20 protein-coding genes are annotated in these 20,096 nt (G+C 67.4%); 8 read left to right on the forward strand and 12 right to left on the reverse strand.

Annotation, left to right across the window (positions count from 1 at the left end; translation table 11 throughout):
* Positions 1–9: 9 nt before the first annotated feature.
* Positions 10–1,584: an FAD-dependent oxidoreductase gene (locus tag ACLKOY_RS17205; protein WP_436454701.1), complete on the forward strand. Its 1,575-nt coding sequence runs from the start codon at positions 10–12 to the stop codon at positions 1,582–1,584.
* 250 nt (positions 1,585–1,834) lie between these two features.
* Here the strand turns inward: ACLKOY_RS17205 and ACLKOY_RS17210 are convergent, their stop codons facing one another.
* Together ACLKOY_RS17210 and ACLKOY_RS17215 are read right to left on the reverse strand one after the other, a co-directional pair.
* Positions 1,835–3,316 (reverse strand): sensor histidine kinase, encoded by a 1,482-nt coding sequence (locus ACLKOY_RS17210; RefSeq protein WP_436454702.1) that lies wholly within the window; start codon positions 3,314–3,316, stop codon positions 1,835–1,837.
* Between the two features lie 11 nt (positions 3,317–3,327).
* The gene (locus ACLKOY_RS17215) at positions 3,328–4,056 is read right to left on the reverse strand and encodes a response regulator transcription factor (protein WP_140037585.1); all 729 of its coding nucleotides are present in this window, start codon (positions 4,054–4,056) and stop codon (positions 3,328–3,330) included.
* Between the two features lie 164 nt (positions 4,057–4,220).
* Between ACLKOY_RS17215 and ACLKOY_RS17220 the strand changes: the two genes are divergently transcribed.
* Positions 4,221–5,684 carry an ABC transporter permease gene (locus tag ACLKOY_RS17220; RefSeq protein ID WP_436454703.1) on the forward strand — a complete coding sequence of 488 codons (1,464 nt, stop codon included), beginning with the start codon at positions 4,221–4,223 and terminating at the stop codon, positions 5,682–5,684.
* 35 nt (positions 5,685–5,719) lie between these two features.
* Positions 5,720–6,445, forward strand: coding sequence for an ABC transporter ATP-binding protein (locus ACLKOY_RS17225; protein WP_436454704.1), 726 nt, complete (start codon positions 5,720–5,722; stop codon positions 6,443–6,445).
* A 59-nt stretch (positions 6,446–6,504) separates the two neighbouring features.
* Here ACLKOY_RS17225 and gndA read toward each other — a convergent pair whose 3' ends face one another.
* Both gndA and ACLKOY_RS17235 read right to left on the reverse strand, forming a co-directional pair.
* The gene (gene gndA, locus ACLKOY_RS17230) at positions 6,505–7,953 is read right to left on the reverse strand and encodes an NADP-dependent phosphogluconate dehydrogenase (RefSeq protein WP_436454705.1); all 1,449 of its coding nucleotides are present in this window, start codon (positions 7,951–7,953) and stop codon (positions 6,505–6,507) included.
* Between the two features lie 97 nt (positions 7,954–8,050).
* Entirely contained in the window at positions 8,051–8,176 is a 126-nt protein-coding gene (locus tag ACLKOY_RS17235; RefSeq protein WP_258184237.1) for a hypothetical protein, read from the reverse strand.
* Positions 8,177–8,397: 221 nt separating this feature from the next.
* Between ACLKOY_RS17235 and ACLKOY_RS17240 the strand changes: the two genes are divergently transcribed.
* Both ACLKOY_RS17240 and pth read left to right on the forward strand, forming a co-directional pair.
* The gene (locus ACLKOY_RS17240) at positions 8,398–9,006 is read left to right on the forward strand and encodes a 50S ribosomal protein L25/general stress protein Ctc (RefSeq protein WP_436454706.1); all 609 of its coding nucleotides are present in this window, start codon (positions 8,398–8,400) and stop codon (positions 9,004–9,006) included.
* Positions 9,007–9,125: 119 nt separating this feature from the next.
* Complete coding sequence (gene pth, locus ACLKOY_RS17245) at positions 9,126–9,707, forward strand: aminoacyl-tRNA hydrolase (RefSeq protein WP_436454707.1); 582 nt, start codon at positions 9,126–9,128, stop codon at positions 9,705–9,707.
* A gap of 30 nt (positions 9,708–9,737) precedes the next feature.
* On the opposite strand, the gene ACLKOY_RS17250 is transcribed toward pth, so the two are convergent.
* Positions 9,738–10,535, reverse strand: a complete 798-nt coding sequence (locus ACLKOY_RS17250; RefSeq protein ID WP_436454708.1) for a hypothetical protein — start codon at positions 10,533–10,535, stop codon at positions 9,738–9,740.
* Positions 10,536–10,559: 24 nt separating this feature from the next.
* Positions 10,560–11,564 (reverse strand): tryptophan--tRNA ligase, encoded by a 1,005-nt coding sequence (gene trpS / locus ACLKOY_RS17255; RefSeq protein ID WP_436454709.1) that lies wholly within the window; start codon positions 11,562–11,564, stop codon positions 10,560–10,562.
* A gap of 18 nt (positions 11,565–11,582) precedes the next feature.
* On the opposite strand from trpS, the gene ACLKOY_RS17260 reads away from it, so the two are divergent.
* Complete coding sequence (locus ACLKOY_RS17260) at positions 11,583–11,744, forward strand: hypothetical protein (RefSeq protein ID WP_436454710.1); 162 nt, start codon at positions 11,583–11,585, stop codon at positions 11,742–11,744.
* Between the two features lie 33 nt (positions 11,745–11,777).
* On the opposite strand, the gene ACLKOY_RS17265 is transcribed toward ACLKOY_RS17260, so the two are convergent.
* The 6 genes from ACLKOY_RS17265 to sdhC all read right to left on the reverse strand — a co-directional run bounded on the left by ACLKOY_RS17265 (position 11,778) and on the right by sdhC (position 17,406).
* Positions 11,778–12,620: an exodeoxyribonuclease III gene (locus ACLKOY_RS17265; RefSeq protein ID WP_436454711.1), complete on the reverse strand. Its 843-nt coding sequence runs from the start codon at positions 12,618–12,620 to the stop codon at positions 11,778–11,780.
* A 10-nt stretch (positions 12,621–12,630) separates the two neighbouring features.
* Positions 12,631–13,836, reverse strand: coding sequence for a YhjD/YihY/BrkB family envelope integrity protein (locus tag ACLKOY_RS17270; RefSeq protein ID WP_436454712.1), 1,206 nt, complete (start codon positions 13,834–13,836; stop codon positions 12,631–12,633).
* A gap of 76 nt (positions 13,837–13,912) precedes the next feature.
* Positions 13,913–14,680: a succinate dehydrogenase iron-sulfur subunit gene (locus ACLKOY_RS17275; RefSeq protein ID WP_140037577.1), complete on the reverse strand. Its 768-nt coding sequence runs from the start codon at positions 14,678–14,680 to the stop codon at positions 13,913–13,915.
* Between the two features lie 2 nt (positions 14,681–14,682).
* A complete protein-coding gene (sdhA, locus tag ACLKOY_RS17280) occupies positions 14,683–16,509 on the reverse strand; it encodes a succinate dehydrogenase flavoprotein subunit (protein WP_436454713.1) in 1,827 nt (608 codons plus the stop codon).
* A gap of 19 nt (positions 16,510–16,528) precedes the next feature.
* Positions 16,529–16,972 carry a succinate dehydrogenase hydrophobic membrane anchor subunit gene (locus ACLKOY_RS17285; protein ID WP_290160414.1) on the reverse strand — a complete coding sequence of 148 codons (444 nt, stop codon included), beginning with the start codon at positions 16,970–16,972 and terminating at the stop codon, positions 16,529–16,531.
* Entirely contained in the window at positions 16,972–17,406 is a 435-nt protein-coding gene (gene sdhC / locus ACLKOY_RS17290) for a succinate dehydrogenase, cytochrome b556 subunit (RefSeq protein ID WP_072591539.1), read from the reverse strand. The genes ACLKOY_RS17285 and sdhC overlap by 1 nt, the downstream gene beginning before the upstream one ends.
* Before the next feature lie 179 nt (positions 17,407–17,585).
* On the opposite strand from sdhC, the gene ACLKOY_RS17295 reads away from it, so the two are divergent.
* Together ACLKOY_RS17295 and ACLKOY_RS17300 are read left to right on the forward strand one after the other, a co-directional pair.
* Positions 17,586–18,701 carry a mannose-1-phosphate guanylyltransferase gene (locus ACLKOY_RS17295; protein ID WP_140037574.1) on the forward strand — a complete coding sequence of 372 codons (1,116 nt, stop codon included), beginning with the start codon at positions 17,586–17,588 and terminating at the stop codon, positions 18,699–18,701.
* Positions 18,702–18,848: 147 nt separating this feature from the next.
* Positions 18,849–19,961, forward strand: coding sequence for a BMP family lipoprotein (locus ACLKOY_RS17300; protein ID WP_140037573.1), 1,113 nt, complete (start codon positions 18,849–18,851; stop codon positions 19,959–19,961).
* Positions 19,962–20,096: the final 135 nt, after the last annotated feature.

The following is a 20,096-nucleotide window of genomic DNA, read 5'->3' on the forward strand; positions in this document are numbered from 1 at the left end:
AGTAGACCTGTGATCACCTCCATCACCGCGCTGCGGCAGCGGGTCCTTGCGTTGCTCGGCGGAATCTCGATGTACCGTCTGGTGCTGTTCGCCCTGTCGACGCTCGCGCTCATCGCCGTGGTGCTGTCGGCCCTCGGCGTGATCGTGTCGCCGACACCCCTCGAGATCCTCGCGTCCTTCGTCGTGCTGGCGGTGGTCATCTCACTGGTGGATGCCGCGGCCCAGCGCATCCTGCGGCTGCCCTGGCGCATCGAGTCGTCACTCGTCACGGCGCTGATCCTGCTCTTCGTGCTCCGCCCCGGCATCGAGCCGAACGCCCTGCTCGGGCTGGCCATCGCCGGAGCCGTCGCGAGCCTCTCGAAGTATCTCATCGCGTGGCGAGGTCGGCACATCCTCAACCCGGCGGCTTTCGGTGCCGCCGTCGTATCGATCCTCGGATCCTTCGGTGCCTTCGAGTGGCTCGGGACGTCGTCGTCGTGGTGGGTCGGCACACCGTCGCTCTTCGTGCCCGTGCTGATCCTCGGACTCGCGGTGCTCTGGCGCACCGAGAAGGTGCGCATCGTCGTCGTCTTCCTCATCGTGGCGATCGCGGTCTCGATGCTGCGGCAGGCCGTGCAGGCGCAGGAGTTCTCGCTCGCATTCGATCCTGGCGCCGCCCTCTCGTTCGCGATCCTCCAGTCGCCGTTCCTGTTCCTCGGAGCGTTCATGCTCTCCGAGCCGCTGACTCTGCCGCCGCGCCGGTGGCAGCAGTTCTCGGTGGCGGCTCTCGTCGGAGTGCTCGCGGGCTGGCCGATCACGATCGGCGGCCTCTTCACCCTCGGGCAGGAGCGCGCGCTGCTCATCGGCAACCTGCTCGCATTCGCCTTCGCGCTGCGAGGGGCGGTGCGGCTCGTGCTCGAGAAGCGGCAGTTCATCACGCCGACCGCTCAGGAGCTGACGTTCCGAGCGAAGGGGAAGCTGAAGTTCCTCCCGGGGCAGTACCTCGAGCTCGACGTGCCGCACGCCCGTCCCGATGCCCGCGGAACCCGCCGCGAGTTCAGCATCGTCTCGGCTCCGGCAGACCTCCCGACACTCCGCATCGCCTACAAGGACGGCGACCAGAAGCATCCGTCGAGCTACAAGCGCGCACTCGCTGCGGCGGAACCGGGCTCTGCTCTCGCCGTGACGGGCACCTGGGGCGACTTCCTTCTGCCGCGTTCGGAGACCCCCGTGCTGATGGTCGCCGCCGGCATCGGCGTCACGCCGTTCGTGTCGCAGCTGCGGCAGCTCCAGCTCACGGAGCAGCAGCGTGACGTCGTGCTGGTCTATGTGGCATCCGACAGCTCAGAGCTGGCCTTCCGCGACGAGCTGGCTGCGACCGGTGCGCGCGTCATCATCTTCACGCGCGATGAGCCCGCCGACCTTCCCTCGCACTGGACCTGGGCTCAGGGCGCGCGCCTCGACGCCGCCGGCCTCGATCACTACGTTCCCGACATCGGCGAGCGGCACTCGTACATCTCGGGACCTCCGCGGCTCATCGCCGACCTCGCCCCCGCGCTGCAGAAGGCCCGCTCCCTCACGACGGACGCCTTCGCCGGGTACTGACCCGAGCTCGCTCCGGTCCGGTCCGGTCCGTTTGCAGGACGCTGCACGTTCTGCGGGGGATCCCCATCGGTGTGGTCCTGCAGGCGTGCCTTGGTCCTGCAGACGGTACTTCAGACGCGTGCCCGAAGGCGATCTATGGCCGCGACGATCGCTGCTTCGACGATCGGCCAGTCGTGGACGATCATCGCGTAGTCGAAGCAGACGTTCCTCGGTCCTGCAGACGGCACCGAGGAACGGGCGACAGTCGCGCCTAGTCGGCTGCGGGGGCCGGGCTCAGGGGGAGTCGTACGGTGAACGTCGTGTCGCCGGGTTCGCTGGCGACGGTGAGGTGGCCGCCGTGGCCCTCGACGATCGCCTTCGCGATGGCGAGCCCGAGGCCGGTGCCGCCGGTCTGACGGGCGCGCGAGCTGTCGCCGCGGGCGAACCGCGCGAAGAGTTCATCTCGCACGCCGGGGTCGATACCGGGTCCGTCGTCGTGCACCCGCAGCACGGCCTCATCGCCGTCGCGGGTCACGCTGAGGGTGATCGAGGTGCCCGCGGGTGTGTGCGTCCGCGCATTGGCGAGGAGGTTCGCGACGACCTGATGCATCCGCCCCGCGTCGCCGACGATGACGATCGGCTCGTCAGGAGCCTCGATGTTCCAGTGATGGTCTGCCGCGGTCGGACGCGCGTCGGAGAGGCCCTCGAGCGCGAGCTGCGTCAGATCGACGGTGCCGTAGACCAACTCGCGTCCCTCATCGAGACGAGCGAGCAGCAGCAGGTCCTCGACGAGGCGCGTCATGCGCAGCGACTGGGCCTGGATGCGTTCGAGCGACGTGGTGGTGCTCTCGATGGCCGCCTCGCCGCCCTGCTGCTTCAGCGCGCGCAGCGAGAGCTCGGAGTACCCGCGGATCGACGACAGCGGGGTGCGCAGCTCGTGGCTCGCATCGGCGACGAAGCGCCGCATCCGCTCCTCGTTCTTCTGCCTCGACGCGAGGGAGTCGTTGACGTGGTCGAGAAGCTTGTTGAGAGACGAACCGACCAGACCGGTCTCGGTGCGCGGATCTGCCTCGGACGCCGGAACGCGCTCGGTGATCTGCACTTCACCTCGATCGAGCGGCTGGTTCGCGACGCGTGTGGCGGTCGCCGCGACGGCGCGCAGCGGTCTCAGCCCCACGCGGATCGTGATGGCAGTCGTGAGCGCAAGGAGGATCAGACCGCCGATCGTCGCGAGAGCGATCACGGTGAGCAGCGTCGCGAGCTGATTCTGGATCTCGGTGCGGGGGAGGCCCGTCACGACATTGACGCCGTTGGGTGCCTGTTTCACGACCACTAGATAAGAACCGAAGTCATCCAGGGTCACCGTGCCGCTGGCTCGACCACCCAGAGCCGCGTCGATGCGATCGAGGTCAGCGCTCGTGAGAGTCTGGGACACGCCGTCCCACTGGCCCCTCGTGTCGGGAAAGACGACCCCCCCGGTGCCCCCTTCGGAACTCGATACTGCGACGAGGATTCCGGGTATTGGGTTGGTCTTGCTGACGACGTAGTCGATCGTCGCGTACTTGGCAGGGACCAGACTGACGCCCTTGGCCACGTCGCTCGAGTAGCCGTTCAGCCGATCCTCCAGCTGGCGTTCCAGAGTAGCTCCGAGGGTTGCACTGGTGATCACCGCGACGATCACGAGGATGAGCGAGACGAATCCGATCACGGCTGTCATCAGCCGCGTCTGCAGACTCATCGGTCGCCGAGTCATCCCCGTCATGCTCACTGAGGCGCCTTGATCATGTAGCCGACACCTCGCACCGTGTGCAGCAGCGGGGTGCGTCCGGCGTCGATCTTCTTGCGCAGGTACGAGATGTAGAGCTCGACCACCGACGACTTGCCGCCGAAGTCGTAGCTCCAGACCCGATCGAGGATCTGCGCCTTCGACAGCACTCGTCGCTCGTTGCGCATGAGGTAGCGGAGCAGCTCGAATTCGGTCGCGGTCAGCTCGATCTCGGTGCCGTCGCGCATCACCTCGTGGCTGTCCTCGTTGAGGGTGAGGTCGGCGACGCGGAGGATCGACTGGCCGTCGTCGGCTGTCGCGTGACCGGTGCGGCGGATGATCGCGCGCAGCCGGGCGATCACCTCTTCGAGGCTGAAGGGCTTCGTGACGTAGTCGTCGCCGCCGGCGGTGAGTCCGGCGACCCGGTCGCCCACGGCATCCTTCGCCGTCAGGAAGAGCACCGGCACGAGGCTGCCGGATTCGCGCAGTCGGCGCAGCACGGCCATGCCGTCGAGATCGGGCATCATGATGTCGAGCACGAGTGCGTCGGGCTCGAACTCGCGAGCGACCTGCAGCGCCTCGAGGCCGGATGATGCGGTGCGCACCTCCCAGCCCTCCATCCGCAGAGCCATCGCGAGCAGATCGGTGAGCATCTGCTCGTCGTCGACGGCGAGGATGCGCAGGGGAGAGCCGTCGGGGCGGCGCAGTTCGGGAAGGTCGGAGCTCATGAGTACATTCTGCGGAATCACCTATGGGGTTTCTATGGAGAGCGCTATGCGTGGGCTGTGAGATCTGCCGGCCATAGCCTTCTCATCACTCCTCCCTCGATCTCGCAAAAGTCCCTTCTTTAGCGTCATCATCGGCCCGCGAACGGCGCGGCGGAAGGAGACACATGTACGGGACATATCTGCGGCGCGAGCTGGCTGGCCGCAAGAGACAGACGATGATCGTCGCGATCGGGCTCGCCATCGCGATCGCCCTGGTCATCATCGTCAATGCCCTCACCGCGGGAGTGCGTGACGCGCAGGCCCAGGCGCTGGAGTCGGTCTACGGCGTCGGCACCGACCTCACGGTCACGGGTGCCGCTGCAGAGCCGGGGGAGGGCGGCGGTCAGCGCTTCGACTTCGGATCGGAGGACGGATCGACCGAAGGCGACACGACGACGTTGAGTCAGTCGACCTTGATGACGGACTTCATGCGCGGAACGCTCGACGCGTCCGTGCTCGACACGGTGACGGCGACGGAGGGCGTGACGGCGGCATCCGCTGCTCTCAGCCTCACGAACGCGACCTTCTCGGGGGAGCTGCCCAGCGGCGGTTTCGGAGCGCAGGACGGGACCGCTGACGGCGCCGCACCCACCGAGGGCGACGCGCCGCCCCAGGGCGGTGCCGGCGGAGGCTCGTTCGGCGTCGACTCGTTCACGGTGCTCGGCATCGATCCTGCCGTGACGTCAGTGGGTCCGCTCGCCTCGGTCGAGATCAGCGACGGCCGAGCTCTCGACAGCGATGACGCGGGTGCGCTCGTCGCGCTCGTCGACGCCACCTACGCGAGCACGAACGAGATCGCCATCGGCGACACGATCGATGTCGCCGGTTCCGACGTGGAGGTCATCGGCATCGTGGCATCCACCTCAGACTCCGCCGATACCGCGGCCAACGTCTACTTGCCCCTCGACACGGCCCAGGAGCTCTCGGGCGCCGGTGGCGTCGTCTCCACCGTCTACGTGCAGGCCGAGTCGGCAGCGTCCATCGACGCCGTGCAGACAGCACTCGCCGACGAGCTTCCCGATGCCACGATCACGTCGCAGTCCGAGCTCGCGTCGACCGTCTCGGGGTCGCTGTCGAGCGCGACGTCGCTGATCACGAACCTCGGCACCTGGCTGTCGATCATCGTGCTCGCAGTCGCGGTGCTGCTCTCGGTGCTGCTCACACTCTCAGGAGTCTCGCGTCGCACCCGTGAGTTCGGCACCCTCAAGGCGATCGGCTGGTCGAACGGACGGGTCGTGCGTCAGGTCGCAGGCGAGTCGATGGTGCAGGGCCTGATCGGGGGAGCGGTCGGACTCGTGCTCGGAATCGCCGGCATCGTCGTCATCAACCTCGTGAAGCCGACGGTCGCTGCGGCGGAAGCGGGGGGAGCCGAAGCGGGCCCCGGCGGCATGAGCGGCGGTCCGGCTGGCGGCGGCGGCATGTTCCAGACACAGCAGGCGGCCGACATCGTGCTGCAGGCGCCGTTCACGCCGTGGGTGCTCATCGCCGCGGTCGGCCTGGCCGTGCTCGGAGGCCTCGTGGCCGGAGCGTTCGGCGGCTGGCGTGCCGCGCGACTCAGCCCCGCCGAGGCACTGCGTTCCGTCGCCTGACCAACACCGGACACCACAGATTAGGAGAGACCATCATGACCATCGCAGACATCGCCCCCACGGCGAACGGCACGGATGCCACAGCGCCGATATACCACGCACAAGACGTCACTCGCACCTACCGGCAGAAAGGGCGGACGGTCAAGGCGCTCACCGGCGTCGATCTGACGATCAACCCCGGCGAGTTCGTCACGATCCAGGGGCCGACCGGGGGAGGCAAGTCGACACTGCTGCAGCTGCTCGGCGCGCTCGACAAGCCGTCGACCGGGTCGCTGAAGCTCGGCGACATCGAGCTCGCCTCCGCTTCCGCTCGTGAGCTCACGCGCATCCGGGCCGAGGAGATCGGCTTCGTCTTCCAGGGGTTCAATCTGATCCCCACACTCACAGCGGCAGAGAACGTGAACATGGCGCTCGAACCGACCTCGCTGAGCCGCGCCGAACGGGTGACCCGCGTGGCGCAGGCACTCGCCCACGTCGGCCTCGACGACCGCGGCGACCATCTGCCGACCGAGCTCTCGGGCGGCCAGCAGCAGCGTGTGGCGATCGCCAGGGCGATCGTGAAGCGGCCCCGGGTGCTGCTGGCCGACGAGCCGACCGGCAACCTCGACGAGAGCATGCGCGACGAGATCCTCACACTGCTCGAGGGGCTCTGCGCCGAGGGCATCACCATGGTCGTCGTCACGCACGACTCGGCGGTGGCTCGCAGGGCGACCAGGCGGCTCCGGCTCGCGAAGGGGACGGTGCAGGACATCACCAGGTGAAACACGAAGAAGGCCCCGGCGACACTCGCCGGGGCCTTCTTCGCTGTCTCAGACAGCGCTCAGTGCGTGTCTTCGGCTTCGATCTCGGTGCGGTCGCCCGACCACTGCGTGTGGAAAGTGCCCGGCTTGTCGATGCGCTTGTAGGTGTGCGCACCGAAGAAGTCGCGCTGGCCCTGCACCAGGGCTGCGGGGAGACGGTCGGCGCGGATGCCGTCGTAGTACGACAGCGACGAGGAGAACGCTGGAGCGGGGATGCCGGCCTGAGCCGCTGCGACCACGACGCGACGCCACGGCGCCTGCGCGCGTGTGATCGCCTCGGTGAAGTACGGAGCCGTGAGCAGCACGGGCAGGCCGGGCTCTGCGGCATACGCGTCTGCGATGCGGTTGAGGAACTGCGCACGGATGATGCAGCCGCCGCGCCAGATCTTGCTGATCGCGCCGAGGTCGATGTTCCAGCCGTACTCGGCGGCGCCGGCGCGGATCTCGTCGAAGCCCTGCGAGTAGGCGACGATCTTCGACGCGTACAGCGCGAGACGGACGTCCTCGATGAAGGCTGCCTCGTCGGCGACGACGAACTCGTCGTCGGGGCCGGGGAGCGAACCCGCGACCTCGCGCTGCTCGGGGTGCGACGACAGCGAGCGGGCGAACGTGGCCTCGGCGATGCCCGAGACGGGGACGCCGAGCGACAGTGCGGTCTGCACGGTCCACGCGCCGGTGCCCTTGGCGCCGGCCTGGTCGAGGATGACGTCGACGAGGGGCTTGCCGGTCTCGGCATCGACCTGGCGCAGCACCTCTGCGGTGATCTCGATCAGGTACGACTCGAGCTCGCCCTTGTTCCACTCGGCGAAGATCTCGGCGATCTCGGCGGGCGACTTGCCCGTGCCGCGGCGGATGAGGTCGTAGGCCTCGGCGATCAGCTGCATGTCGGCGTACTCGATGCCGTTGTGCACCATCTTCACGAAGTGCCCTGCGCCGTCGTGCCCGACGTGCGTCACGCAGGCCTCGCCCTCGGCGATCGCGGCGATCGACTTCAGGATCGGGCCGAGGGTGATCCACGACTCGTCCGAGCCGCCGGGCATGATCGACGGGCCCGTGAGCGCCCCCTCTTCGCCGCCGGAGATGCCGGCGCCGACGAAGTTGATGCCCGTCTCGCGGACGGCCTTCTCGCGGCGGATCGTGTCGGGGAAGTACGCGTTGCCACCGTCGACGATGATGTCGCCCGGCTCGAAGACCTCGACGAGCGAGTCGATCACGGCGTCGGTCGGGCCGCCGGCCTTGACCATGATGATCGCGGTGCGCGGCTTCTGCAGCGAGTCGGCGAACTCCTGGTAGGTCTTGGCAGCGATGAAGCCTGCCTCAGGGTGCTCGGAGACGAGCGTCTCGGTCTTCTCGTAGCTGCGGTTGAAGATCGCCACCGTGTTGCCCTCGCGGCTGGCGAGGTTGCGGGCGAGGTTCGAACCCATGACGGCGAGTCCGACGACTCCGATGTTCGCTGATGCTTCGGGCACAGATGGCTCCTAGATCGAGAAGAAGGGGATGCTCTCAGATTATCGCGGCGTCCGGGGTGGTGCTCCCGCGTGACGGGCGATGTCGGACGCGAGGTGGTCAGTCCTTGCGGTATCCGGAGCGCCCGAGGGAGAACAGGGCCGCGAAGGTGAGGCCGGCGGCGCACACGGTCATCGCGCCGATGAGCCAGGCGATCGCGTGGGAGAAGAAGACGCCGTCGAGCATGAGGGAACTCCGTGTTCTGCAGAGAGGGATCGGTGTTCTCAGCCTACCGGCTCATCCGGTACCATGAGAGGAGTACCTCGGCGAGGGATGCTTCTGCGCGTGCGCTGGCATCCGTTATCGACGCGGCGAAGCAAGCCGGTGGCTTTCCTCACGTGTCTGCGTTCGAGAACAATTCCAAGACCACCGCGTAGCTGTCGCTGCGTGCCCCGAAGGAGAACCCCATGTCTGAAGACACCAAGGTCAAGGCCGAGCTCCGCGAGAGCTTCGGCAAGGGCTTCGCCCGTCGTCTGCGCGCCGCAGGCAAGATCCCCGCCGTCATCTACGGACACGGCACCGACCCCGTGCACGTCGCACTGCCCGGCCACCAGGTCTCGCTCATCATCCGCCGCGCGAACGCGCTGCTCGAGCTCGACATCGACGGCAAGGAGCAGCTCGCCCTCGTCAAGGACGTCCAGCGCGACCCGGTGCACCAGATCATCGAGCACATCGACCTGCTGGTCGTCCGCAAGGGCGAGAAGGTCACGATCGACGTTCCCGTCATCGTCACCGGCGAGCCTGCCCCCGGCACGATCGTCAACCAGGACGCGAACACGATCTCGATCGAGGCAGAGGCCACGCACCTGCCGCAGAACGTCGAGGTCTCGGTCGAGGGTCTCGAAGAGGGCGCACACATCACCGCCGCCGACGTCACGCTCCCCAAGGGCTCGACGCTGCTCACCGACCCCGAGGTGCTCGTCGTCGCGATCTCGATCCCGGCTGAGGAGTCGCTCGGCGAGGACGAGGACGCCGCCGACGAGGCTGCCGCCGAAGAGGCTCCCGCCGCGGAGTGATCTCCGCAGGCGCAGCGCACAGCTGACTGCATCACAGAGGGGGCGCGAGCACATCGCGCCCCCTCTGTCGTATCCTGACCCGGGCACCGCGAAGGGCCCGCATGCGAGAGGACGACCACATGGCATCCACCTGGCTCGTGGTGGGGCTCGGCAACCCCGGCCCGCGATACGCGGATACGCGTCACAACATCGGCCAGATGGTCGTCGACGAGCTCGCCTCGCGGCGCGGCGAGAGCTTTCGCGAGCACAAGGGCGGGGCTCGTGTCGTCGAGACCTGGTTGCGCCCAGGCGGCGACAAGCTCGTGCTCGCCAAACCGAACACGTTCATGAACGTCTCCGGCACGCCGGTCGCCGCCCTGGCCCGGTTCTACTCGGTGCCGCCCGAGCAGATCATCGTCGTCCACGACGAACTCGACATCCCGTTCGACACCGTCAAACTCAAGATCGGCGGGGGGCACGGTGGACACAACGGCGTGCGCGACATCGCACGCGCGATCACGACGCCGGAGTTCCCGCGGGTGCGCGTCGGCATAGGTCGTCCGGTGGGTCGACAGGATCCTGCCGACTGGGTGCTCTCGCCGTTCGGCAAGGACGAGCGCGCGATCCTGCCCATCCTCGTGTCGGATGCGGCCGACGCGGTCGAGCTGCTCGTCGAGGACGGGCTCCTCGCCGCTCAGCAGAAGCACCACGCTCCCCGCTGACCTCGGCGAGGTGCCGACGTCGCGGCGCTGTTACGGCAGGAAGCCGGTGGCTGTGCCGGTCGACAGGGTCACCAGCAGCACGACCCAGAAGATGATCGGGCCGAGCACTGCGATGACGAGCGCCGTGATGCCCGCGCCGCGCGCCTGCTTCTTGCGAATCGCGATGATGCCGATGACGATCGCGGCGATGCCGAGGATGGTTCCCGTCCAGAACGAGATCTCGGCCCACAGCACCTGATCCCGCGCGGGAGCGAGGACCGACAGAAAGTCGGGATCGGTCGTGTCGAGACCGCCCGGGAGACGACGGCCGATCTCGAACCCCGCCACCCCGGCGACGATCGGCGTGACGACAGCCGCCACGATCGCGAGGATCAGCGCCAGGATGCCGAGCATTCCGGACTTCTTCTCTCCGGTGACCGGTGCCTGGTAAGCGCCTGCGGGCGCCGTGTAGCCACCGACTGGAACCTGATAGGCGCCGGGAGGAGCCGCCTGGTAGGTCGGCGCACCGGGCTGCTGACCCGCGAGATGCGGGTACACGGGTGCTCCCGTCGGTGCCGGGTATGCGGGTGCGGGCTGACCAGCGGGAACCGCGGAAGGTGCACCCTGGTACGCGGGTGGTGCGCCCTGGTATGCGGGCGGTGCGCCCTGGTATGCGGGCGGTGCGCCCTGGTACGCGGGAGGTGCCGGGGGCGCCGCATACGAAGGCGGAGCGGGCGGCGCCGGCGGTGACGACACGGGCGAAGCGAACTGCGGCTGCTCGTCGTCCGGCCGGGGCACGGGAGGCACAGGAGGGACGGCACCGGACGGGGGCTGCTGCGGATCAGTCACGCCCCCATCCTATGGCTGTCGAGGTCAGACGCGACGAAGCAGTCCGACCCGGTCGTAGACCGCTCCGAGGGTGGCGTCGGCCACGGCATCCGCGCGTGCGGCGTTCTGCGCGAGGATCCGATCGAGCTCGGCGGGATCGTCGAGAAGCTCGAGTGCGCGGGCGCGCACGGGCTCGAACTCGTTCACGACGACTTCGGCGAGCCCCTTCTTGAAGTCACCGTAGCCGCGGCCCGCATACTCGTCTTCGATCGCGGGAACCTGTCGTCCCGAGAGCGCTGCGTAGATGGTCAGCAGGTTGGAGACGCCGGGCTTGTTCTCGCGATCGAAGCGCACCGAGCCTTCGTTGTCGGTCACCGCGCGCATGATCTTCTTCGCCGACTTCGCCGGGTCGTCGAGCATCCACAGCACGCCCGCGTCGCTCTCTGCCGACTTCGACATCTTCGACGTCGGGTTCTGCAGGTCGTAGATGCGCGCGGTGTCCTTCTGGATCACGGGCCTGGGCACGGCGAACGTCTCTCCGAACCGGGAGTTGAAGCGCTCGGCGAGATCGCGCGTCAGCTCGACGTGCTGCTTCTGGTCGTCGCCCACAGGCACCACATCGGTCTGGTACAGCAGGATGTCGGCGGCCATGAGCACCGGATACGTGAACAGACCCACGCTCGTGGCGTCGGCGCCGTACCGCGAAGACTTGTCTTTGAACTGCGTCATGCGGCCGGCCTCGCCGAAACCGGTGATCGTCGACAGGATCCAGGCGAGCTCTGCGTGCGCGCGGACGTGCGACTGCACGTACAGCGTCGACAGCGAGGGCTCGATGCCCGCGGCGATGTACTGGGCAGCGGTGCGACGGGTCTTCTCTCGCAGCTCTGCTGGGTCCTGCGCGACCGTGAGCGCGTGCAGATCGACGACCGAGAAGTACGCGTCGTAGGAACTCTGCAGGTCACGCCACTGCAGGAGCGCTCCGATGTAGTTGCCGATCTGCAGAGAGTCGGCGGAGGGCTGCATTCCTGAGTAGAGGCGTGGTTTCGTCACGGTATCAATCCTATGGGGGTGGTGGTCAGCGAGCCGACGGGGATGATCACCGGCATCCTCGTTGCGATCGCAGTGCCGCTCATGTTCCCGCGCGCCCGCAGGGGCACGGCCTATCCGGGGAGCATGCTCGGCTACCTCGCGATCGCGGCCGGGCTGATCGTCGCTCTCGTCACGGCCTGATTACGGGGCCGCGGGCAGCCGACGTGACTGTGATCAGTAGGTGTAGTCGACCACGACCGGAGCGTGGTCGCTCCAGCGCTGGTCGTATGCCGCCGCACGCGCGACGTGGTAGGCGGTGGCTCGTTCTGCGAGCGCCGGGGTCGCCAGGTGGTAGTCGATCCGCCATCCGGAATCGTTGTCGAAAGCCTGGCCGCGCATCGACCACCAGGTGTACGGGCCGTCGACCTCGCCGTGGAAGGCGCGTCCGACGTCGACCCAGCCGAGACCGGTGCCCGTCGAGCCGTCGACGCCCTCGACCGTCTCGCCCGCCGCCCCGAGGAACCGGTCGAAGTACGCGCGCTCGCGGGGGAGGAAACCGGCCTTCTTGCGGTTGCCGCGCCAGTTCCTGATGTCGAGTTCGCGATGGCCGACGTTCAGGTCACCGGTGACCAGGGCGAGTGCGCCGTCAGCGCCGCCGAGCTCGGCGAGCCGCACGCCGAACGCGTCGAGGAACTTCCACTTCTCCTCCTGCTTCGGAGTGTCGGCCTCGCCGCTGTGCACGTAGGCACTGACCACCGTGAGCGGGCGGTCTCCGATCAGGAAGTCGGCCTCGATCCAGCGCCCCTTCGAATCGAAGTCGTCGTCGCCGAAGTCGGTGCGCGAGGCCAGGGCCGGGATGCGGCTCGCGATCGCCACTCCGGCGCGGCCCTTGGCCGTGGCTTCGTCGTGCACGAACGTCCAACCCGGAAGTGCGGCCTCGAGGTGCTCGTCCTGCCCGCGGACCTCCTGCAGCGTCAGGATGTCGACGTCGGCGGCGTCGAGCCAGCTGCTCATGCCGTTGCGAGCCGCCGCTCGGATTCCGTTGACATTGACCGAGGCGATACGCAGATGAGGCATGCTCACCAGCCTAACGAGGGCCGCCGACATCCTTGGACGGACGCTGCAACTCGGCCAGCAGTCGCTGGGCGAGCGGCGTGCTCGAATCGATGGGCGGGGGAGCGGAGGCCTCCAGGTCGGCGAGCTCCTGCTCCGCCGCGTGCACGGCCCTGGTGGCGGCCCAGGCGCGATACCACGGGGCCGTTTCGCGAGCCTTCTGGGCCTCTCGCACCCGAATGCGGGCTGCGGCCACCAGAGTCTGGTGCTCGGCCGCCCGCCGCTCCGCGTCGGACTGAGCCAGGAGTGGCAGGTCACGGTCCTTCGCCGCGACGGCGATCCATGAGGAGGCGACCAGCATCACCACGCCGTTGACGCGGAACCACAGCAGGAGGCCGATGAAGATCGCGAACGTGGCGAGCAGGGGATTCGTCGGTGTGTAGCTCAGCAGGTATCCCGCACCGAACTGGAGGATCGTCATCGCCCCGCCGCCGAGGAGTGCGCCCGGCCAGATCGTGCTCCAATGCAGGGATGTGCCGGTGAGGAAGCGCACCATCGCCGCGAGTGCACCCGACAGCAGCGCGAAGGACACCAGCACCGTGCCGATCCGGATGCTGGTGAGGCCGTCGAGGGCGGATCCCCACCCCAGCAGGCTGAGGATCCAGCTCAGTGCGACCGCGCTGGCAGAGCTGAGCAGGGAACCGGCGATCAGCGACGCTCCGAAGATCAGAGCGGCGAGCAGATCCCGTGCCTTCAGGATGACGTAGCTGCGGCGGTCCGGCGGCAGGCCGAAGATGTCGCGCGTCGCACGCCGCGAGAACGTCACCCAGCCGATGGCCGTCCAGATCACGGTTCCGAGCGCGATCAGACCGGTGATGCTGAGCAGCCCGGTCGTGTTGACCGCGATCTCCTGCACCTGCTGCGGGGTGAACACCCCGCCCTCTTCCTGGATCAGGTTGGGGATGTAGCTGTTGATGATGTCGATCATGCCGTCGACCGCTTCGGTGCTGCCTCCGAGCCAGAGGCCGGCGATGGCGAAGGCGAGATAGATCGCCGCGAAGATCGCGAACAGGGCCTGGTAGCTCACGCCCGCGGCGAGGAGGAACCCGTTGTGCTGCAGGAAATGCCGCCACACCCGCACGGGGAACAGCCCGAGCGTGCGCTGCGTCAGTGCGGTGGCCCGTTCTACGGCCGCGTCGAGGCGGCGGGGCTCGCTCTCAGCGCCAGCGGGATCAGACACATCCTCACCCTATCCACACACGGAGAACGGGCGGACTCCGTGAAGGAGTCCGCCCGTCGTCGTCAGCGCGAGAGAGTCAGGGACGACCGCGCAGCACAGCCTGCTTGACCTCGGCGATGGCCTTGGTGACCTCGATGCCGCGGGGGCATGCCTCGGAGCAGTTGAAGGTCGTGCGGCAGCGCCACACTCCCTCCTTGTCGTTCAGGATGTCGAGGCGAACCGCGGCGTTGTCATCGCGGGAGTCGAAGATGAAGCGGTGCGCGTTCACGATCGCCGCCGGGCCGAAATACTGTCCGTCGGTCCAGAAGACGGGGCACGACGAGGTGCACGCGGCGCACAGGATGCACTTGGTCGTGTCGTCGAAGATCTCTCGATCGGCGATCGACTGGACGCGCTCCTTGCCCTTCTCCGGCACGGAGTTCGCGACGAGGAACGGCTGCACCTCGCGGTACGACGCGAAGAACGGCTCCATGTCGACGACGAGGTCCTTCTCGAGGGGCAGGCCCTTGATCGCCTCGACGTAGATCGGCTTCGAGATGTCGAGGTCCTTGATCAGCGTCTTGCAGGCCAGGCGGTTGCGGCCGTTGATGCGCATGGCGTCAGAGCCGCAGATGCCGTGGGCGCACGAGCGGCGGAAGGTCAGCGAGCCGTCGACCTCCCACTTGATCTTGTGCAGCGCATCGAGCACGCGGTCGGTCGAGTAGAGCTCCACGTCGTAGTCGACCCAGTGCGGCTCGGAGTCGACCTCGGGGTCGAAGCGGCGGATGTTGAAGGTGACGATGAACGACTGGATGCCCGTCTCCTGCGTCGTGTCCGCGGGAGCTTCTGCGATGGCGTTCGACATGCTCAGTACTTCCTCTCCATCGGCGGGTAGTTCAACTCGCCCTGCTCGTTCTTCGTGAACACGACCGGCTTCCAGTCGAGCTTGATGTGATCGCTCGGAGTGGAGGAGTGCGGATCGCCCGTCAGATAGGCCATCGTGTGCTGCATGTACTTCTCGTCATTGCGAGTGGGGAAGTCGTCGCGCATGTGTCCGCCGCGGCTCTCCTCGCGGTTCTGCGCGGCGTAGACGACGACCTCGGCGATGTCGAGCAGGAACCCCAGCTCGACGGCCTCGAGCAGGTCGGTGTTGAACCGCTTGCCCTTGTCGTCGACGTGCACGTTCATGTACCGGTCGCGCAGCTCCTTGATGACACCGAGCACGTGCTCCAGCGACTCGTGCGTGCGGAAGACCTGCGCGCCCTTGTCCATCTCGTCCTGCAGCGCCTTGCGGAGCACGGCGATGCGCTCGGTGCCCTGGTTGTTGCGCAGGCCTTCGAGCATGCCGGAGACGAACCCGGCGGGGTTCTCGGGCAGCGGCACGAATTCGGCGGTCTTGACGTACTCCACCGCGTTGCGGCCTGCGCGCTTGCCGAACACGTTGATGTCCAGCAGCGAGTTGGTGCCGAGACGGTTGGCGCCGTGCACCGAGACGCAGGCGCACTCGCCGGCGGCGTAGAGACCCGGGACGACCGTGGTGTTGTCTGCGAGAACCTCTGCGTCGTTGTTCGTGGGGATGCCGCCCATCGCGTAGTGCGCAGTCGGCATCACCGGCACGGGCTCGACGACCGGGTCGACGCCCAGGTACGTGCGAGCGAACTCCGTGATGTCCGGAAGCTTGGTCTCGAGCACCTCGGCACCCAGGTGCGTGCAGTCCAGCAGCACGTAGTCCTTGTGCGGACCGGCGCCGCGGCCTTCGGCCACCTCCTGCACCATGCAGCGGGCGACGATGTCGCGAGGCGCGAGGTCCTTGATGGTCGGGGCGTAGCGCTCCATGAAGCGCTCGCCCGAGGCGTTGCGCAGGATGGCTCCCTCGCCGCGGGCGCCCTCGGTGAGGAGAATGCCGAGTCCGGCGAGGCCGGTCGGGTGGAACTGGAAGAACTCGAGGTCCTCGAGGGGGAGGCCCTTGCGCCAGACGATCCCGACACCGTCACCCGTGAGGGTGTGCGCGTTCGAGGTCGTCTTGAAGATCTTGCCGAAGCCGCCGGTCGCGAAGATCACGGCCTTGGCCTGGAACACGTGCAGCTCACCCGTGGAGAGGTCATAGGCGACGACGCCAGAGACCTGGGTCTTGCCGTCGGCATCCTTCACCGTGAGCAGGTCGAGCACGTAGAACTCGTTGAAGAAGTTGATGCCGAGCTTGACGCAGTTCTGGAAGAGCGTCTGGAGGATCATGTGGCCGGTGCGGTCGGCGGCGTAGCATGCGCGGCGCACCGGGGTCTTGCCGTGCTCGGCGGTGTGGCCGCCGAATCGACGCTGGTCGATCTTTCCCTCGGGCGTGCGGTTGAAGGGCAGACCCATGTTCTCGAGGTCGATGACCGCGTCGATCGCCTCCTTGGCGAGGATCTCCGCGGCATCCTGGTCGACCAGATAGTCGCCACCCTTGACGGTGTCGAAGGTGTGCCACTCCCAGCTGTCCTCCTCGACGTTCGCGAGTGCAGCCGCCATGCCGCCCTGTGCCGCACCGGTGTGCGACCGCGTCGGGTAGAGCTTGGAGATGACCGCGGTCTTCGCGCCGGAGCCCGCCTCGATGGCGGCTCGCATGCCGGCGCCGCCGGCGCCCACGATGACGATGTCGAACTGGTGGTAGTGCACGCCGTCGCGCACGACGGAATCCTGGGTCTCGGTAGTCACTTCTCGTATGCCTTCTCTTCTACTTGACCAGCGTCTGGCACTGTTCCCACAGTGTGCTCGACTCGGTCACGCCGAGGCACGGGTCAAAGGTGAAGACGACCAGGGTGCCGAGGATGATGAGCAGGGCTGCGGCCAGGCCGAGGGCCCAGATCAGCGCCTTGCGAGCGGTGTTGTTCGTCACGTAGTCGTTGACGATCGTGCGCATGCCGTTGGCGCCGTGGATCAGCGCGAGCCAGAGCATGATGACGTCCCACCACTGCCAGAACGGCGTGGCGAACTTGCCGGCGATGAACGCGAAGTCCAGGGCGTGGATGCCCTCGCCCACCATCAGGTTGATGAAGAGGTGGCCGAAGATGAGCACGACGAGCACGACGCCGGAGGCGCGCATGAAGAGCCAGCCCCACTTCTCGAGGTTGAATCCGCGCTGACGGCGGACAGGGGCTGCGACGGTCTGAGCGGTCATCAGTGTCCTCCTCCGAAGCCGGCGAACGCGAGCATCAGGTGGCGAGGCACGAAGCCGGCCATGATGATGCCCCACACGAGAAGCACGCCCCAGAAGAGCTGGCGCTGGTACTTCGCGCCCTTCGACCAGAAGTCGACGGCGATGATGCGGAGACCGTTCATCGCGTGGAACACGATGCCGGCCACCAGCACGACCTCGCCGAGCGCCATGATCGGGTTCTTGTACGTGCCGATGACGGCGTTGTACGCCTCGGGGGAGACCCTGATGAGTGCAGTGTCGAGCACATGCACCAACAGGAAGAAGAAGATGGCGACTCCGGTGATGCGGTGAAGCACCCACGACCACATGCCTTCGCGACCCCGGTAGAGGGTGCCGCGGGGCGTCTTGGAAGTGGTTTCCGAAATCGACGGTGTCAAGCGAGCGCTTGTGGACACGGTCGTCCTCCCTGGATCGAAGTGACTCGGTCGCGTGCGGTGCGTCTTCCAAGCGTGAGCCTGCTGTCATCAGGCACGGCCGATCGGACACCATCCTATTCCCGTGAGGCGACCGCGGGCGACGAAGGGGAGCCTAAGTGTCTCGATGTCGAGACTTTCCGGGGCGCTACCCTTGCGGGGTGAGCCAACCCATCGAGAACTTCTACGCCGTGATCCCCGCCGGCGGAATCGGCAGCCGACTCTGGCCCCTCTCCCGTGCGGACGCACCGAAGTTCCTGCACGATCTCACGGGCTCGGGGCATTCGCTGCTGCGTGACACATGGGACAGGCTGGAGCCGTTGGCCGGGGCGGACCGCATCGCCGTGGTCACGGGGCGGGCCCACCGCGCGGCCGTGGAGGCGGAACTGCCCGGAATACCGGATCTGAATGTGTTCCTGGAGTCGGAGCCGCGCGAATCCGCGGCGGCGATCGGGTTGGCTGCCGCGATCCTGCATCGGCGGGACCCCGACGTGATCATCGGCTCGTTCAGCGCCGACCACGTCATCCGCAGCACACGTGTGTTCGAGTTCGCCGTGCGTGACGCCGTCGAGGTCGCGCGGGAGGGATACATCTGCACGATCGGCATCTCCCCGACCGAGCCCGCGATCGGCTTCGGATACATCAAGAGGGGAGCGGAGCTCGTGGTCGAGGGGGCGCGCGAGGCCGCCCTGGTCGAGAGCTTCGTCGAGAAGCCCGACCTCGACACCGCCAAGGCCTACTTCGCCGACCGCGGCTACCTCTGGAACGCAGGCATGTTCATCGCCAAGGCGAGTGTGCTGCTCGATGAGCTCGCCGCGAACGAACCCGCCCTGCATGCCGGGCTGCTCGAGCTCGCCGAGGCGTGGGACGACCGCGAGCGCCGCGGCCCCGCCGTGGATCGGATCTGGCCCGGGTTGAAGAAGATCGCGATCGACTACGCGGTGGCCGAGCCTGCTGCGCGACGCGGGCGCCTCGCGGTCGTGCCCGGTCACTTCGATTGGGACGACGTGGGGGACTTCGCGTCCCTCACCAAGCTCATCAACAACGGTCGGAAGAACGACCTCGCCGTGCTGGGGCCGAAAGCGCGCGTGCTGTCGGATGCGGCCAGCGGCATCCTGGTCAGTCAGACCTCTCGCGTGATCAGCCTGATCGGCGTGAAGGACATCGTGGTGGTCGACACCCCCGACGCTCTGCTCGTCACCACCGTCGAGCACGCGCAGCGGGTGAAGGGCGTCGTCGAGTCCCTGAAGCTGACCGGGCGGAGCGACGTGCTCTGATGAGCACGTTCGGTCGCTCATCGGCTGTCTTGGTTTCAGCTTTGTAACCATTCGCCAGCGCTTCGCCCTCGTGCATGCACAAAAGTCGAAACACTGGGTAACTTTGAGCGATCCGCGAGGGCCGCGGCACCGTTCAGGAGGCATGAGTTGACCATCTCCACCACCAAGAAGCTGCTCGGCGCGACCATCGCCGCTGGCGTCGTCTTCGCACTTGCCGGCTGCGGCCAGGCTCCCACCGAATCGGGCGGCACCGGCGGCGGCGAGGCTGACTCCGACTTCATCCCCTGCCTCGTCTCGGACGCGGGTGGCTGGAACGACAAGTCGTTCAACCAGTCCGCCAAGGAGGGCATGGACCGCGCAGCGGAGACTCTCGGCGTCGAGCCGATCGAGTTCGAGTCGGCCAACGACAACGACTATGCGCCGAACCTCGAGACCGCTGTCTCGGAGGGCTGCTCGCTCATCGTCGCCGTCGGCTTCAAGCTCTCGGCCGCGACGGTCGAGTCCGCTCTCGCCAACCCCGAGATCGACTACGCGATCATCGACGACTACGCCGACAACGACTTCGACGGCACCACCGATGCTCCCAACATCAAGCCCCTCGTCTTCGACACGGCTCAGGCCGCCTACCTCGGTGGCTACGCCGCGGCCGGCTGGTCTGCTGCATCGGGCGTGAACAAGGTCGGCACCTTCGGCGGAATGCAGATCCCGTCGGTCGCCGTGTTCATGGACGGCTTCCAGCTCGGCGTCGAGAAGTACAACGAGGACAAGTCGGGCGCCGTCGAGGTCTTCGGCTGGGACGCCGCCACGCAGAAGGGCTCCTTCACCGGAGGCTTCGACGCGAACGACACCGCCAAGCAGACCGCCCAGGGCGTGCTCGACCAGGGTGTCGACGTGATCCTGCCGGTCGGTGGACCGATCTACCAGAGCGCTGCTGCGGCCATCGCCGACAGCGGCAAGGACACGCTGCTGGTCGGCGTCGACAGCGACCTCGCGGTGGCCGATGAGAGCGTGGCCGATGTCACCCTCTTCTCGATCATGAAGGCCATCGACGTGGCCGTCGAGGACGCGACCGTCGCCGCATCCGAGGGCGACTTCGACCCGGCTCCCTACATCGGCACCCTCGAGAACGAGGGCGTCAAGCTCTCGGGCTTCGGTGCTTTCGAGGGCGACCTGCCCGACGGGCTGCTCGACGAAATCACGGCTCTGCAGGAGCAGATCATCTCGGGTGACATCACGGTGGAGTCGGAGAACTCCCCGTAAGCAGTTCACATCCATGGCGGGGCGAGTGGTGCAAGCGGCCACTCGCCCCGCGCCGTGGACGGACGATGACGACTGTTCGCGGCGCATCCGGGCGATCCCCGTACGATGCGCCGAAGATTCTTCGGACTCTTCTGG

This window comes from Microbacterium sp. K2 (assembly GCF_051365005.1).
Classification (GTDB): domain Bacteria; phylum Actinomycetota; class Actinomycetes; order Actinomycetales; family Microbacteriaceae; genus Microbacterium; species Microbacterium foliorum_B.